Annotated in this window: 8 protein-coding genes and 1 pseudogene; 3 read left to right on the forward strand and 6 right to left on the reverse strand. The window is 66.4% G+C overall.

Annotation, left to right across the window (positions count from 1 at the left end; all coding sequences use genetic code 11):
- Position 1: 1 nt before the first annotated feature.
- The gene (locus ACM9LZ_RS03315; protein WP_416617917.1) at positions 2 to 820 is read right to left on the reverse strand and encodes a GntR family transcriptional regulator; all 819 of its coding nucleotides are present in this window, start codon (positions 818 to 820) and stop codon (positions 2 to 4) included.
- Positions 821 to 1,098: 278 nt separating this feature from the next.
- On the opposite strand from ACM9LZ_RS03315, the gene ACM9LZ_RS03320 reads away from it, so the two are divergent.
- Positions 1,099 to 3,294 (forward strand): xanthine dehydrogenase family protein molybdopterin-binding subunit, encoded by a 2,196-nt coding sequence (locus ACM9LZ_RS03320; RefSeq protein WP_416617918.1) that lies wholly within the window; start codon positions 1,099 to 1,101, stop codon positions 3,292 to 3,294.
- Positions 3,295 to 3,309: 15 nt separating this feature from the next.
- Positions 3,310 to 3,786 (forward strand): (2Fe-2S)-binding protein, encoded by a 477-nt coding sequence (locus tag ACM9LZ_RS03325; protein WP_416617919.1) that lies wholly within the window; start codon positions 3,310 to 3,312, stop codon positions 3,784 to 3,786.
- A 19-nt stretch (positions 3,787 to 3,805) separates the two neighbouring features.
- Here ACM9LZ_RS03325 and uca read toward each other — a convergent pair whose 3' ends face one another.
- From uca to ACM9LZ_RS03350, 5 genes and pseudogenes are all read right to left on the reverse strand, one after another.
- Positions 3,806 to 6,466 carry an urea carboxylase gene (gene uca, locus ACM9LZ_RS03330; RefSeq protein WP_416617951.1) on the reverse strand — a complete coding sequence of 887 codons (2,661 nt, stop codon included), beginning with the start codon at positions 6,464 to 6,466 and terminating at the stop codon, positions 3,806 to 3,808.
- Between the two features lie 36 nt (positions 6,467 to 6,502).
- Positions 6,503 to 7,397: pseudogene (locus ACM9LZ_RS03335) on the reverse strand (ATP-binding protein); the annotation flags it as partial.
- A 21-nt stretch (positions 7,398 to 7,418) separates the two neighbouring features.
- Positions 7,419 to 9,209: an allophanate hydrolase gene (atzF, locus tag ACM9LZ_RS03340; RefSeq protein WP_416617920.1), complete on the reverse strand. Its 1,791-nt coding sequence runs from the start codon at positions 9,207 to 9,209 to the stop codon at positions 7,419 to 7,421.
- A gap of 184 nt (positions 9,210 to 9,393) precedes the next feature.
- A complete protein-coding gene (locus ACM9LZ_RS03345; RefSeq protein ID WP_416617921.1) occupies positions 9,394 to 10,308 on the reverse strand; it encodes a response regulator in 915 nt (304 codons plus the stop codon).
- On the reverse strand, positions 10,298 to 13,675 hold the full coding sequence (locus tag ACM9LZ_RS03350) for a hybrid sensor histidine kinase/response regulator (RefSeq protein WP_416617922.1): 3,378 nt from the start codon (positions 13,673 to 13,675) through the stop codon (positions 10,298 to 10,300). Before ACM9LZ_RS03350 ends, ACM9LZ_RS03345 begins: the two co-directional genes overlap by 11 nt.
- Before the next feature lie 244 nt (positions 13,676 to 13,919).
- Between ACM9LZ_RS03350 and ACM9LZ_RS03355 the strand changes: the two genes are divergently transcribed.
- Positions 13,920 to 15,089: a porin gene (locus tag ACM9LZ_RS03355; protein WP_416617923.1), complete on the forward strand. Its 1,170-nt coding sequence runs from the start codon at positions 13,920 to 13,922 to the stop codon at positions 15,087 to 15,089.
- The last annotated feature ends 10 nt before the right edge of the window (positions 15,090 to 15,099 follow it).

Raw genomic sequence — 15,099 nt, forward strand, 5'->3', positions numbered from 1 at the left:
ATCAACCGATATGACGCCATTGCGGTCGTGCAGTGCTGTTGTCCCGCGTCAGCAGCATGTAATATTCGTACCGGTCGGGATTGTAGAGGCTCTGCTGATGCAGGATAGGCTTGCCATCCCGGTCGAAGACGGTACGGCGCAGCCGGATCACGGGCGACCCGATGGCCACCCCCAGCTTTTCGGCAACATGGTCGTTGGCGGCAATGGCACTGATTGTCTGTTCGGCACTGACCGGGATGATGCCGGCCTGTTCCAGCACCCGCACGACAGGTTGGTCATCCAGGGTCTTGCCCTGCAAAAGCGATGCACTGCCGGCAGGAAGATAGACGCCTGTCACCGACACCGGCTTGTCCTTGTGCGACCGCAGCCGCTCCAGCCAGACACCCCGGCTGCCCGCCGACAGTTTCAGCGCGGCGCAGGCATGCGGCGGCAACAGGATATCGGCATCGAAACCCAGCGTCTGCGCCGTTGTTTCCACCCCGATGGTGATCAGGTTCTCGATCAGGCCCGACAGGCGCTGCGGGCTGGAAGCCCCCCCTTCCTGCGGGGCAGGAAAGGTGCCGACGCCCTGGCGTCGCACCACCAGCCCCTCGCGTTCCAGCAGTTCCAGCGCACGGCGCACGGTGACGCGGGACAGGTTGAATTCCGCGGACAGGGCCATCTCGGTCGGCAGCGGCGTTGTCGCGCTGTAGGCGCCATCGATGATCTGCTGGCGCAGCACGACGTAAAGCTGGTGATAGACCGGCAGGCTGCTGACATCCTTGGACAGCGAACCCCGCCCGCCGGCCGCCGGCCGGCCCTTTCGCTGTTTCGTGTTCATGGCCAATTCACATCCCCAATCGCCATCGGACCGACCACGGCACACCAGCCCCTTTTCCGGAAAAATGGAAACGGCGTGAAGCGGTTTGCGCATATTGTATTACATATGATACATCTAAGAAAGCGCGCGCCGACAAAGCCTTACCCTTGGCAAACGGCAGAAAGCCGGGGCCTTCCATTCTGTCTTCCCCTGTCCCCGACAGGTGGACAGACCGGAAAGGTAAGGTGCTTTGTCGCTATTTACAATCAAGATTGCCGAATTCGATGCAAGGAGGTTGCGTGACAATAGACGACAAGGCGTCACCGACCGCGCCGGCCCTGTCCCGTCGCATCCTGCTGGCCGGCGCTGGTGGATTGCTGTTGGGGCTGGCATTGGGCCGGGCGGGTCCGGCGGTGGCCGTGGGGCGTGCAGGCGATGCCGACACACCTTTTGCCGCCTGGATGAATATTGCACCGGACGGCGCCATCACCATCGCCACCCCGGCCGCGGAAATGGGCCAGGGCATCTTCACCTCCCTGCCCAAGATCCTGATCGACGAGCTTGGCGGCGACTGGTCACGGGTGACGATCGTCAATTCCGATGGCAACCCGGCCTTCAACAACCCTGCATCGAGGGGCCAGACGACGGGCCAGTCGATCAGCGTTCGCGGCTATTATCCGCTGCTGCGGAAACTGGGAGCCCAGGCGCGGGAAATGCTTCGCCAGGCCGCCGCCGCACAGTGGAAGACAACCGCCGACCGGGTACGGATCGAAAACGGATACGCCATCGACGACATTACGGGACGGCGCCTGAATATCGGCCTGTTGGTCCAGGCCGCATCGTCCCTGCCCATCCCTGCCGACCCGCCGCTGAAGCCGCGGGACCAGTTCACCTTGATCGGCAAATCCATTCCGGCCAAGGATGCCGCCGACAAGGTGACGGGCCGCGCCGTATATGCCGGTGATATGAAGCTGCCGGGTTTGCTGACTGCGACCGTCAGGATGAGCCCGGTTTTCGGCGGGCGTATTCGCCACTACGACCCTGCACCGGCCCTGGCGGTTCCCGGGGTTGTCGCCGTGGTACCGTTCGGGGGGCAGGTGCTGGACACGCCCTATCCGTATGAGGCCGGCATCGCCGTGGTGGCGGAGAATTTCTGGGCCGCCCGGAAAGGCTATGATGCTCTGGACGTGACATTCGAGGGCGGGCGCGACGCCACGGCCAGCACAGCGGCCCTGGCCGCCGCCCGGCCGGAGCTTGCCCGGACGGGCCACGCCATCCAGGCGCTGGCACAGGGGGATGTGGACGAGGCCTGGGCACAGGCGGTCCAGCGGCTGGACTGTTTCTATGACGCGCCCTTCCTGGCCCATATGACCATGGAGCCGATGAGCTGCGTGGCGCATGTGGAGGCCGGCAAGGCCACCTTGTGGGCACCGACCCAGGGTCCGCTGGTGGTGGCCCGCGTCGTGGGGCAGTTGCTGGACCTGCCGGCCGAACAGGTCACCGTTCACCGTACCTTCCTCGGTGGCGGCTTCGGCCGGCGCTGGCCGCGGGATTTCGCGGTGCAGGCTGCCGAGATCGCCCGCGCCGTCGGGCGGCCTGTGAAGCTGATCTGGACACGCGAAGAAGACATGCAGCACGGGTTCTACCGTCCCGGCATGGGCCTGCGCGCCCGGATCAGCCTGGACGCGCAAAGGCGGCTGACGGGCATGCACCTGACGGCTGTCGGTCCGTCGCTGATGTCCTGGCAGCGGGCGCTGACCGGACCACCGCGGGCCGATTTCGCCGCCGTGGGCGGATTGAACGACATGCAGTACAGCCTGCCAGCCCTGAAGGTGGATTGGGTTGACCAGCCGACCCCCATCCCCATCGGCATGTGGCGCGGCGTCGGCCATTCCCAGAACGGCTTCTTCGCCGAAAGCCTGATCGACGAGATCGCGCATGCGGGGGGGCTGGACCCCTACCGGTTCCGCCGGGAGATGCTGGCCAGCCATCCCCGCAGCGTCCGCGTGCTGGACAAGGCGGCCGATGCCATCGGCTGGGGCCGGGCATTGCCGCCGGGAAAGGGCATGGGCATCGCGTTCATGGAATCCTATGGCACCCTGGTGGCCCATGCCGCCCTGGTGCATGTGACGGAGGGCAAGGCCCGGATCGAAAGGCTGGTGGCCGCGGTCGATCCCGGGCTTGCCGTGGACCCCGGCACGATCGAAGCGCAGATGCAGGGGGCCGCCATCTTCGCCCTGTCAGCCCTTTACCATGGGGAAATCACGGTGACCGACGGCAAGGTCGATCAGACCTCCTTCACCGACCAGCCGATCCTGACCCTGGCGGAAACACCACCTATGGAGGTGCATATCCTGGAAAGCGAGGGCGTCGCCATGGGCGGCATCGGGGAACCCGGCCTGCCCACCGTGGCCCCGGCCGTCACCAACGCCATTTTCGCTGCTACCGGCATCCGCGTCCGATCACTGCCGCTGGCAAGGGCCGGGCTGGCCTGACGGGGAGGATTTGAGATGACCGGCACGATCAGCCTGACGATCAACGGAAAGCGGCACGATCTGGATGTCAGCCCCGACACGCCGCTGCTGTGGGCCCTGCGTGATGCGCTGGGCCTGACGGGAACAAAATTCGGCTGCGGCATCGGCGCCTGCGGTGCCTGTACGGTGCATATCGACGGCATTGCCACCCGTTCCTGCGGAATGCCGGTGGAAGCGGTGGGTGATGGCGCCGTCGTCACCATTGAAGGGCTGGACCCCGACGGCCGGCATCCGGTCCAGCAGGCCTGGCAGGAATTGAGCGTCCCGCAATGCGGCTATTGCCAGTCCGGCATGATCATGGCTGCCGCTGCCCTGCTGCGGGACAATCCGGACCCGACGGAACAGGATATCCGTGACACGATCACCAACCTGTGCCGCTGCGGCACCTATCACCGGGTCCTGTCAGGCATCGTCCGGGCGGCAGCGCTGAAGAAGGGCGGGGGCGGTCCCTGACCTGCCCCCGCCTTCCCCCTCATTCAGCGGCAACGGACAGCAAGGCGTCACCGGCCACCACAGGGCGGCCGGCCCGACAATGGACAGCGCGGATGCGGCCCGGACCACGCGCATGGACGGCGAATTCCATCTTCATCGCCTCCAGCACCACCAGCGGTTGACCAGCCTCCACCTGCTGGCCCACCTCGACCAGCACCTTCCAGACATTGCCGGAAATATCGGCCTGAATGGCATCACGATCGTCGGCGGGGGGCGGGGCGTCGGCGTCCTCCTCCACGGCCGGCCCCTCGTCGGCCTGCCAGCGTGCCACCTCCGCCGTGAATGCGGCCTGCTGGCGGGCACGGAAGGCGTCGATCTGCGGGGCCTGGGCCGCCCATGCCGCCTCGTGCGCAGCGAGGTCGAACACATCCTCCTCGACCCGAACCTGCACCCGGCCGGCGCGGAAATCGGTACGGAACCGGTCAAGCTCCGCCTCCGTCGCGGGATAGAAGCGTACCCGGTCGAAGAAACGCAGCAGCCAGGGTTCGCCCCCGAACTGACGGTTGGCCAGAAACCGGTTCCAGATGGGCACGGTGCGGCCGACCAGCTGATAGCCACCCGGACTGTCCATGCCATAGATGCACATGTAGACGCCACCGATGCCGACCGTGCCTTCCGCCGTGTAGGTACGGGCGGGGTTGTACTTGCTGGTCAACAGGCGGTGGCGCGGGTCCAGCGGCACAGCACAGGGTGCGCCCAGATACACATCCCCCAGGCCCAACACCATATAACTGGCATCATAAAGCGTGTCGCGCACCTGTTCCCGGCTATCCAGCCCGTTGATGCGCCGGATGAAATCGACATTGTTGGGCAGCCACGGTGCGTCGGCCTTGACCGTTTCGCGATACCGGGTGACAGCCCCCAGCGTGGCCGCATCCTCGAACGCCAGGGGCAGATGGACGATGCGGCTGGGCACCTTCAGCCCCTCCACGTCGCCCAGCCCGGCCTCCAGTTCAAGCAGTTTCTCAATAAGCATCTCCTGTGCGATGATCCTGCTGTCATAATGGATCTGAACCGAGCGCACACCCGGCGACAGTTCGGCGATGCCGGGCAGGGCCGCGGCCTTCACGGCCTCCATCAACAGGTGGATGCGCAGGCGAAGGCGCAGGTCCAGCACATTCTCCCCATATTCCAGCAGGACATATTTGTCCCCGGCCTGACGATAGGTGACCATGGGCCTGGCATCCGTGGCCGGCAGGCGGGCCAGGATGCAGCTTTCCGGCCGGATGCGCGGCGGTTCCGTCAGGGTGACAGGGGCCAGCGCCGCGATAGCCGCGTCCTGCGCCTGTTCCAGGGCCAGGGCATCGGCGAAGCTGATGGGACGGAAGCGGATGGTGTCGCCGGGCTTCACCTGGCCGACTTTCCACAAATCGGCCTTCGCGATGGTGGCAGGGCAGACGAAGCCGCCCAGGCTGGGCCCGTCGCAGGTCAGGATCACCGGCGTATCGCCAGTGAAATTGATACTGCCGATCGCATAGACGCAATCATGGATGTTGGACGGGTGCAGGCCCGCCTCCCCGCCATCGCTGCGCGTCCATTCCGGTTTCGGCCCCACCAGCCGCACCCCAAGGCGGTTGGAATTGTGATGGACGCGGTAATCGCTGCCGAAGAAGGTTTCCATCGCTGCCGGCTGGAAGAAATCGGGCGCACCATGGGGACCATACAGGACCGCGATGTCCCAGTGCCGGCCATAAAGGGGGATCAACGCGGCCGGTGCCGGGGCCGGATCATGGACCGGGGCCGGCGTGGTGCAGGCCGGCACACCCGGCCGGCTGACGGGCAGCACGTCGCCCACCCGCAGGGTGCGGCCCGCATGCCCGCCGAACTGGCCCAGCACGAAGGTCGATTTCGACCCGAGATAATCGGGCACGTCCAGCCCGTTGCGGATGGCGATATAGGTGCGGCAGCCGCTTTCCGCGCGGCCCAGCCGCAATACCTGCCCCGCCCTGACAGCGATGGGGCGCCAGAGCGGCAGCGGCTCGCCATCATCCAGACTGGCCCCGACCGGCGCGCCCGTCAGGGCGATCACGGTATCCCCGTGGAAGCGCAGCATCGGTCCCTGCAAGGTGCATTCAAGCCCTGCGGCACCCGGATCATTGCCCACGATCCGGTTGGCCAGTCGGAAGGCATAATCATCCATGGGACCGGAAGGCGGCACGCCGACATCCCAATAGCCCTGTCGGCCCGGATAATCCTGGACCGTCGTGTATGTTCCCGCTTCCACCACCTCCACCACGGGCGAGACATGGTGATAATCGTCCAGGAAACGGGTCGAGACCCGCCCCTCGCTGAACGGTGCGCCCGACAGGATGCCGCGCAGGTAATCCAGATTGGTCGCAATGCCGTGCAGGCGCGTGGCATCCAGGGCCTCCAGCAGCCGGATCCGGGCCTGTTCCCGGTCGGCGCCATGGGCGATGATCTTGGCGATCATCGGGTCGTAATGGGCCGAAACCTCCGTACCCGTGCGGACCCAGCCATCGACACGCACCCCTTCGGGAAAATGCACCTCCGTCAGCACGCCCGGCGAAGGGGCGAAATTGCGCACGGGATTTTCCGCATAAAGCCGGACTTCCATGGCCGCCCCCTGCGGTTCTGGAAGGTTCTGGAAGACCGGCGGCTCCCCGGCCGCGATGCGGATCATCCATTCCACCAGGTCCAGCCCCGTGACCGCTTCGGTCACGGGGCTGGACCTGCAGGCGCGTATTCACCTCCAGGAAATAGAAATCGTCGCGCGCCCCGTCATAGATGAATTCCACGGTCCCGGCCGACACATAGTTCACGGCCCGGCCCAGCCGCACGGCAGCATCCAGAAGCCGGCGGCGGGTCTCCGGCGGCAAGCCGGGTGCCGGTGTCTCCTCGATCACCTTCTGGTTCCGGCGCTGGACGGAACAGTCACGCTCCCCCAGGGCCACGACATTGCCGTTCCCGTCACCGAATATCTGCACTTCCACATGGCGGGCATCGGCCACGAACCGTTCGATGAATACCCCGCCATCCTTGAAGAAGGACTGGCCCAGCCGCTTCACACTGTCGAAGGCGGCGACCAGTTCCGCCGCGTCCCCGCAACGCTGCAGGCCGATGCCGCCGCCACCCGCCGTGCTTTTCAGCATGACGGGATAGCCGATGGCCGCCGCCGCCGTCCGGGCTTCCTCGATGTCCCGCAGCAGGCCGGTGCCGGGTGTCAGCGGCACACCGGCAGCCTGGGCGATTTCCCGTGAAGTATGTTTCAGCCCGAACCGCCGGATCTGGTCGGGCGTGGGGCCGATGAAAACGATGCCGGCCGCGGCGCATTGCTCGGCGAAGCCGGTATTCTCCGACAGGAAGCCATAGCCGGGAATGATGGCTTCCGCCCCGGTCTGCCGTGCGATCTCGATGATGCGGTCGCCGCACAGATAGCTTTCGGCCGGCGTCTGCCCACCCAGGGATACCGCCGTGTCGGCGACAGCGACATGCAGGCTTTCGGCATCGGCGTCGGAATGGACAGCGACGGACCGGATACCCATGCGCTTCAAGGTGGCTGCAATGCGGACGGCGATTTCGCCGCGATTGGCGATCAGAACGGTCTTGAACATCTTTTCCCCCGCAAGGCCCGATCAGGTGGCGTTCTGCGCGCGCAGGCGCATGTAGGCGCGCCAGCCGCCCAGCCCCGTGATGTCGGCGGCGTCGCGCGTGGCCCAGGCCTCGCACAGGAAGCCCTGGACACGGCGTCCATCGACCAGTTCCACGGTGCCGATCCCCAAAGGCGGTGGGATCAACGCCACGAAGGACCGGTAATGGGCGACCGGCATGTCCCACAATTCCACGGCGATGGGCATCCCCTCGCCCGTGCGCACCAAGCCAGGCTTGGGCGGCGTGGTGCCGGGCAGGGCGTAAAGGCGATAGGCGGCGGAGGTCAGCGTGCTTTCCAGCAGCACGGCCCCCCGTTCCGTCAATTGTCCGTTCAACGGCATGCCCGACAGGTGCGCCCCGACCACCGCCAGCGTCACATGGCCATGCCGGTCGGCATCCTCGTCCCGCGTGACCTGCGGCAGCGGCAATTGCGAGGCGCCCCGGCGCCACGGGCAGGCCGCCTGCCACAGACGGCCAAACTCCAGCAGCCGCGCTTCGTTCCAGGCGGGCGCCACCAGGGTGATACCGGCCGGCAGCCCGTCCGCCCGGAACCCGGCCGGCAGCGCGATAGCCGACCAGTCCAGCAGGTTGACGAAATTGGTATATATCCCCTGCCGCGCATTCAGCGTCACGGGATCGGCCAGCACGGCGGCAATGGTCGGCAATGTCGGCGCCGTGGGCACCAGAAGCCCGTCCAGCCCATCCATCAGCGCTTCCACCCGGCGGGCCAGTTCCATGCGGCGATACTCCGCCTTGAACCCGTCCGCTGCGGAGAAGTCGCGCGCCTTGGCAATGATCGACCGGACAACGGGATGCACCGCGTCGGGCGTTTCACGCATCATCCCCTCGATGGCGGCATAGCGCTCCGCCACCCACGGCCCGTCATAAAGCAGTGCTGCAACGTCCCATAGAGGCTGGAAATCCACCGGCTTCAGCACGACGCCCAGCGACGCAAGGCGGCCCAGGGCTGCCTGATAGACAGCAGCAGCCGCGTCATCCCCGAACCAGGGTGGTGCAGCGGGAATGCCCAGCACGGGGCGCGGCGGCCAGGAAGGGGGGGCGGCCGGTGCATGGCGCGAATAGGCGTCGGCCGCGTCATAGCCGGCCATATGGGTCAGCACCGTATCCCCATCATCCACCGACAGCGCCAGCACCGTGATGCAATCCAGCGTGCGACAGGCCGGCACCAGACCGCGGGTGGAGACCAGCCCGCGCGTCGGCTTCAACCCGACCAGATTGTTGTGCCCGGCCGGAACGCGGCCCGAGCCCGCCGTATCGGTGCCCAGCGCGAACGGCACAAGCCCGCGGGCCACGACGGATGCCGACCCGGAACTGGAACCGCCACTGACATGCGCAGCGCTGAAAGCGTTCGCCACCACCCCATAGGGGGAACGGGTGCCCACCAGACCGGTTGCGAACTGGTCCAGGTTGGTCTTGCCGATCACGACGGCCCCCGCCGCCTCCAGCCGTGCGACGGCGGCGGCGCTGGTATCGGGAATATAGGCGAAATCGGGACAGGCGCAGGTGGTGGAAAAGCCGGCGGCATCGATATTGTCCTTCACGGCGAACGGGACGCCGTAAAGGGGGGCCGCCGGGTCCAGCGCCCGGATGCGTGCTTCCAGATCGGCCGGACCGATCATGCTGATCCATGCCGGGTCGTCGCCGGAAAGGCGGGCCAGCAAGGCTGGTAGCAGGTCCTGCGGACGGGCCCCCGCCCGATAGGCCTGCTGCCAGTCATGAAGCGTCCAGAATTCGGTCGCGATGCTGTCTGTCATGGTCCCGTCTGATCTCCCCCGTGGGCGGGTGTCGCCGGGCAGGAACGGGCCGTCGCCCGCCTTCCAGGGGAAGGGGACGGCCGGTGCCGGGCCGGGCGGTTGTCCTGATGTCGGGGGAAGTATGGCGGCACATGCTGCACCGCCATATACGCAGGATGACGTATTGGGACGGAAGAAGCGGACCCTATCCCTTGCCCGCCATCATGCGCATGGCCAGCGACGTGGCCGAGGCACGGTTCTCCACCCCCATCTTGGCGAAGATGCGTTCCAGGTGCTTGTTCACCGTGCGCGGGCTGATGCCCAGAATCTCGCTGATCTCCCGGTTGGTCTTGCCATGGATCAGCCAGCGCAGCACCTCCACCTCGCGCAAGGTGAGGTCCAGTTGCGTGCGCAGGATATCCTCGCCCGACGGGCCGGCCGTGACCAGTTGGAACAGGTGTTCCCCCGGTCCGGTCCGCAGCAGATGACGCGCCGGCCCCAGGCCGGCGGACGGGGCCAGCGGCTCCGCCGTCTGGGTATCCGGCCCGCCTTCCACGGCGCGGCGCAACAGGGCGCGAACGGCTTCCGGCGGCTCCGCCCCGTCTCCGAACGCTGCGGCCAGCAGGCTGGCGGCCTGCGGCGTGGACCAGAGGATATGCCCTTGCGGCGTGATGGCGAAAAGATGCCGGCCGCTGGCATCCAGCGCCAGGCGGGCGCCGTGCGCGGCCCGGGCGGTGGCGATATGGACGCGGATGCGGGCCAGCAGTTCCACCAGACTGACGGGCTTCGTCACGTAATCGGTGCCCCCCGCCTCCAGCCCGCGCAGCACATGGGCCGTTTCGGTCAGGCCGGTCATGAAGATGACCGGCAGATGCGCCGTCCGGGCGTCGCGCTTGATCTGCTGGCAGGTTTCGAACCCGTCCATCCCCGGCATCACGGCATCCATGACGATCAGGTTCGGCATGACCCGTTCCAGCAGGGTCAGGGCCGCCTCCCCCCTCGTCGCCGCCAGCGCGGTGAAGCCCGCGCGTTCCAGCGCATCGACCAGCATGTTCAATTCGTCACGGTTATCATCGACGACAAGGACCATGTCGCCGGCCCGCGGCTGCTCATCGCGCATCACCATCCTCCATCCCGGCCGGCACCGCGGTGCCCAGCACCTCCGCCAGCCGATCGAACTCGAACCCCTGGGCCAGCAGGGTCAGCCGGTCGAACCAGCCGTCCCGACCCGGATAGGCCGCGCGCAATTCGCGCAGAAGCACTTCTATTCCGCGGACATGCCCGATCCGGGCCAGCCCCAGAAGGCCGGTGATTTCCGCCGCCGTCAGGGGCGGTGCCTGTTCCCCCTCCTCCACGGCGGGCGGTGCCTCCCGCTGCCATTCCAGGTCCAGCAGCACCTCCAGCCTTTCCAGCAACTGTGCGATATCGACAGGCTTCACCAGGAAATCGTCGTGCGGCTGGTCGGCCCCGCGTCCCCGTTCAGCCAGATCATGCGCCTCCGCCGACAGAAGCAGGATCAACAGTTCCTCCATCCCGCCATCGCGCAGCGCCCGCGCCACCTGCCAGCCGTTCAGGCCACCCGGCATCGAAATGTCCAGGATCAGCAGGTCCGGCCGGCGGCGGGGGACAAGATCCAGGCACTCCGCGCCGTTGCCGGCGAAGATCAGGTCGAAGCCCAGCGGTTCCAGCAATTGCCGCATCATGGCCAGATGCTGCGGGTCGTCGTCGCACAGCAGGATGGTGCGGCGCGCGCCGACATAGCCCGTGATGCGGCGGGCCTGTCTTGCCTGCAAGGGGGCCCGCACTTCCGACAGCAGCATGCGCACGCGGAACGTGCTGCCCCGGCCGGGCTGGCTGTCCATGGTCAGTTCCCCGCCCAGGATATGGGTCAACAGCCGTGTGATGGTCAGTCCCAGCCCGGTGCCGGGAATGACATCCATGCGGCTGGGCAGGTTGCCGCGATCGAAGGGCAGGAAGATGCGTTCCTGATCCTCCACCGCGACGCCGATGCCGGTATCCGTCACCTCGAACTCCGTCGTCTCTCCACGGCGGCGGACGGCGAAGCGCACCCGTCCCTTCTCCGTATATTTGACGGCATTGGACAGCAGGTTCATCAGGATCTGGCCCAGCCGCTTCTCATCCGTCAGCACGAAGCGCGGCAGGCCCGGATCGGGGTGATAATCGAATGCCACATCCTTGGCGGCCGCATGTGGACCGAACATGTCGGCCAGTTGCGCCAGGAAGGCCGGCAGGTCGACCACGTCGCGGCTGATCTGGACGGTTCCCGTCTCGATCTTCGAAATGTCCATCAGGCCATCGACCAGCCGCGTGATATGCTCGGCGCTGCGCCGGATCACGCGCACGGCATCCTCCGGCTGGCGCAGGCCGCCGCGCTCCAGCAACTGGGCATAGCCGTTGATCGAGTTCAACGGCGTGCGCACCTCGTGGGAAAGGCCCGCGATGAAGCGGGTCTTGGCGATGTTGGCGGCTTCTGCCGCCTCCTTGGCCTTCTGCAGCGCGGCGTCGGTCTGTTCGTGCGCCTCGATCTCATCCAGAAGCAGGGCCATGCGGCGCTCGCTTTCCTCTTCCGCCAGACGGCGGCTTTCCTGCGCCAGCACGATGGCCCAGGCGGCAAGCCCCATGATGATCAGAGCGGCGGCGAACACGATCTGCAGGGTGGTGCGCACTGTCTGCTGCGACACGCCGGGCATGGCCCCGTACTGCGTGCCGATCAGGGCCAGCAGCATGGCCATCCCCGCTGTCAGCAGCAGCATGACGCAGGCGAACCGGCCGATGCGGCTGCCCAGCCATTGCCGCAGCGACGCCGGCAGATGGGCACCGATCAGGTCATGCGCCTGTTCAGCCAGGGTCGCCCGCGTCTTGCAGCGATCATGGCAACGGGTTTCCAGTGAACAGCACAAGGAACAGATGGGCGCGCCATAGGCCGGGCAATGGGACATGTCCGGCGGCTCGAACATGTTCTCGCAGATCGAGCAGCGGATCAGCCCGCCTTCCGCCGGCAGCACATCCGGCGGGCGGGCGATATAGTACCGCCCTTGCGTGGCCCAGGCGATCAGCGGTGCCGCGGCAAAGGCGGATACCAGCCCGATCAGCGGGGCGAAGGCCCGCGCCACCTCCCCCAGCAGCCCGAAGACCGCACAGGTGGACGCGATCAGCGAAATGACCAGCGCCCCCACCCCCACCGGATTGATATCGTAGAGATGGGCACGGCGGAATTCGATGCGCGGCGGGCTCCAGCCCAGCTTCTTGTTGACCAGCAGGTCGGCGGTCAGCGCCCCGACCCAGGCGACGGCCAGGTTGGCATAGATGCCGAGAATGCTTTCGATGACGCCGAAGATGCCCATCTCCATCAGCACCAGCGCCAGCATCACGTTGAAGACCAGCCAGACGACGCGGCCGGGATGGGAATGGGTCAGGCGGGAAAAGAAGTTGGACCAGGCGATGGAACCGGCATAGGCATTGGTCACATTGATCTTGGCCTGGCAGACCACGATGAACAGCACCGTCAGCGCCAGCGACAGCGCAGGCGAGGCGACCAGCCGGTCGAACACCATCCGGTACATGGCCGTCGGCGTCGCGGCCTCCAGCATGCTCATGCCCAGTTGCAGTGCCGCATAACCCAGCAGGGAACCGGCCACCAGCTTTGCGGCACCGATGATGATCCAGCCCGGACCGGCCAGCAGCAGGGCCGCCCACCAGCCCGCACGGTTCGCCCGTCGCCGGTCGGGCAGGAAGCGCAGATAATCCACCTGCTCGCCGATCTGCGGCAGCAGCGATAACAGGACGGATGTGGCCAGACCGAAGGCCAGCAGGGAAAAGCCGCCTTCCGGCGCGTGCAGCCCGGCCAGACTGGTCCAGCCGGCCAGTTCGCCGGGACCGGCCAGCAGCACGAAGGCCAGCGGCGATAATTGCAGCACAAGCCAGACCGGCTGCGTCCAGACCTGCATCCAGCTTATCTTGCGGATGCCATGGATGGCGATGGGCAGCACGATCAAGGCGCTGATCATGTGTGACAGCCAGAGCGGGATGCCAAGGCACAGCGTCAGCGCCTCCGACATGATGGCCGCTTCCAGCGCCAGCAGGATGAAGGTGAAGCCCGCATAGATCAGCGAGGTGATGGTGGACCCGATATAGCCGAAGCCGCCGCCGCGGGTCAGCAGGTCCATGTCCACGCCGAACTTGGCGGCGTAATAGGCGATGGGCAGGCCCGTGGCCATCACCAGCATCGACACCAGCACGATGGCCGCCATGGCATTGGTGAAACCATAGGCCAGGGTGATGGATGCGCCGATGGCCTCGCAGGCCAGGAAGGAGACGGCCCCCATGGCCGTGTTGCCGACACGGAAGGGCGACCAGCGCCGCGCCCGGTCGGCCGTGAAGCGCAGGGTATAATCCTCCACCGTCTGGTCGGAAACCCAGCGGTTGTACTGGCGCCGCACACGGACGATGGGCAGTGACTTCAGCATGCACGGACCATCAGCACATCCTTCCCCATACCATCTCCCCCCTCGCAACGGCCCCTGGCGAGCGCAACCGGTCACCAGACCTGTTCCACCCCATGCCCAGCACCCTAGCCGGGTCCAGGATGCGCAGACATACGTCGTCTGACGTATTCGTTTTCGCATCTGCGAGACATTAACCTTCCTTCCACAAACACGGCCATGGGCACGACAGGCCCGGCCGGCAAAATCCGATAACAGGGGATGCTTCATGATGGGACGCAAATTTGCGCGCCGGCCGGCCTGGCCGCGGGCCGCGGTGTCGGGCCTTGCCCTGCTGGCAGCCGGCCTGACGGCCAGCCCGGCCATGGCCGGCTTCACGCAGACCTTCGGCGACGGACAGTCGATCAGCATCGGGCTGGGCATGCGCGGCAGCTATACCAGCGCGGAGGATGCAGCGCCCAGCGGCACCGACCGGTCCAACGATTTCAACCTGGACAGCGTGCGCCTGTTCGTTTCCGGATCGCTGACCGACACGATCAAGGCCACCTTCAACACCGAGCGCGACGGCGACGGGAACCTGAAACTGCTGGACGGCTATGCCCGGTTCGAATTTTCCGACACGTTCAATATCTGGGTCGGCCGCATGCTGCCGCCCAGCGACCGGTCCAATCTGGATGGTCCCTATTTCATCAATGCCTGGTCCTATCCGGGCGTGGTCTCGCAATATCCGGCCAAGTTCGCCGGCCGTGACGACGGCGCCACCGTCTGGGGCAAGCTCGCCGACAAACGGCTGACCTATGCCGTGGGCGCCTTCAAGGGCCATAACCGCATCGCCGGGGCCAGCAACGAGGGTGACAAGCTGCTCTATACCGGGCGGCTTGCCTACAATTTCCTGGATGTGGAAGACAACCCCGCCTATTACACGAGCAGCACCTATTATGGCGCCGCCGATGTCCTGACCCTGGCCATTGCCGGTGCCTATCAGGCTGACGGCGTGGGAACCGCGGCCAACCCCGGTGATTACAGCGTCGTCAGCATCGATGCCCTGTTCGAAAAGAATCTGGGCACGGCCGGCACCGTCACGCTGGAAGGCGCCTGGTACAGCTATGACACCGACGGGGTTGCCGATGTGGCACCCGGGTTCGGCGGTGCATCGGGCACCGACAATGTCGGCGGCATCGTCGGGGGCGAGGCCTGGCTGATCGGGGCCGCCTATCTGCTGCCGGGCAAGGTGGGGATCGGACAGTTCCAGCCCTTCGCCCGCTACCAGACATTCGACCCCGATGGCGTGCCCTTCGACATCGAGCAGTATGATGTCGGCGTGCATTACGTGATCAAGGGTCATGCCGCCCGGATCAGTGCCGAATATTCCACCATCGATGCGGGGCCCGGCCCCAAGCTGGACCGCTTCACGCTGGGCCTGCAATTGCAGTTCTGACGCCGTTCCG

Origin of the sequence: Niveispirillum fermenti (assembly GCF_048066175.1) — a bacterium.
Taxonomy (GTDB): Bacteria; Pseudomonadota; Alphaproteobacteria; order Azospirillales; family Azospirillaceae; genus Niveispirillum; species Niveispirillum fermenti.

What these genes read in the sequence shown, in the direction of transcription:
- ACM9LZ_RS03315 (WP_416617917.1), bottom strand. Translation starts at nt 820, where the DNA reads ATGAACACGAAACAGCGAAAGGGCCGGCCGGCGGCCGGCGGGCGGGGT.
- atzF (WP_416617920.1), bottom strand. Translation starts at nt 9,209, where the DNA reads ATGACAGACAGCATCGCGACCGAATTCTGGACGCTTCATGACTGGCAG.
- ACM9LZ_RS03355 (WP_416617923.1), top strand. Translation starts at nt 13,920, where the DNA reads ATGATGGGACGCAAATTTGCGCGCCGGCCGGCCTGGCCGCGGGCCGCG.
- ACM9LZ_RS03350 (WP_416617922.1), bottom strand. Translation starts at nt 13,675, where the DNA reads ATGCTGAAGTCACTGCCCATCGTCCGTGTGCGGCGCCAGTACAACCGC.
- ACM9LZ_RS03325 (WP_416617919.1), top strand. Translation starts at nt 3,310, where the DNA reads ATGACCGGCACGATCAGCCTGACGATCAACGGAAAGCGGCACGATCTG.
- uca (WP_416617951.1), bottom strand. Translation starts at nt 6,466, where the DNA reads ATGATCCGCATCGCGGCCGGGGAGCCGCCGGTCTTCCAGAACCTTCCA.
- ACM9LZ_RS03345 (WP_416617921.1), bottom strand. Translation starts at nt 10,308, where the DNA reads ATGCGCGATGAGCAGCCGCGGGCCGGCGACATGGTCCTTGTCGTCGAT.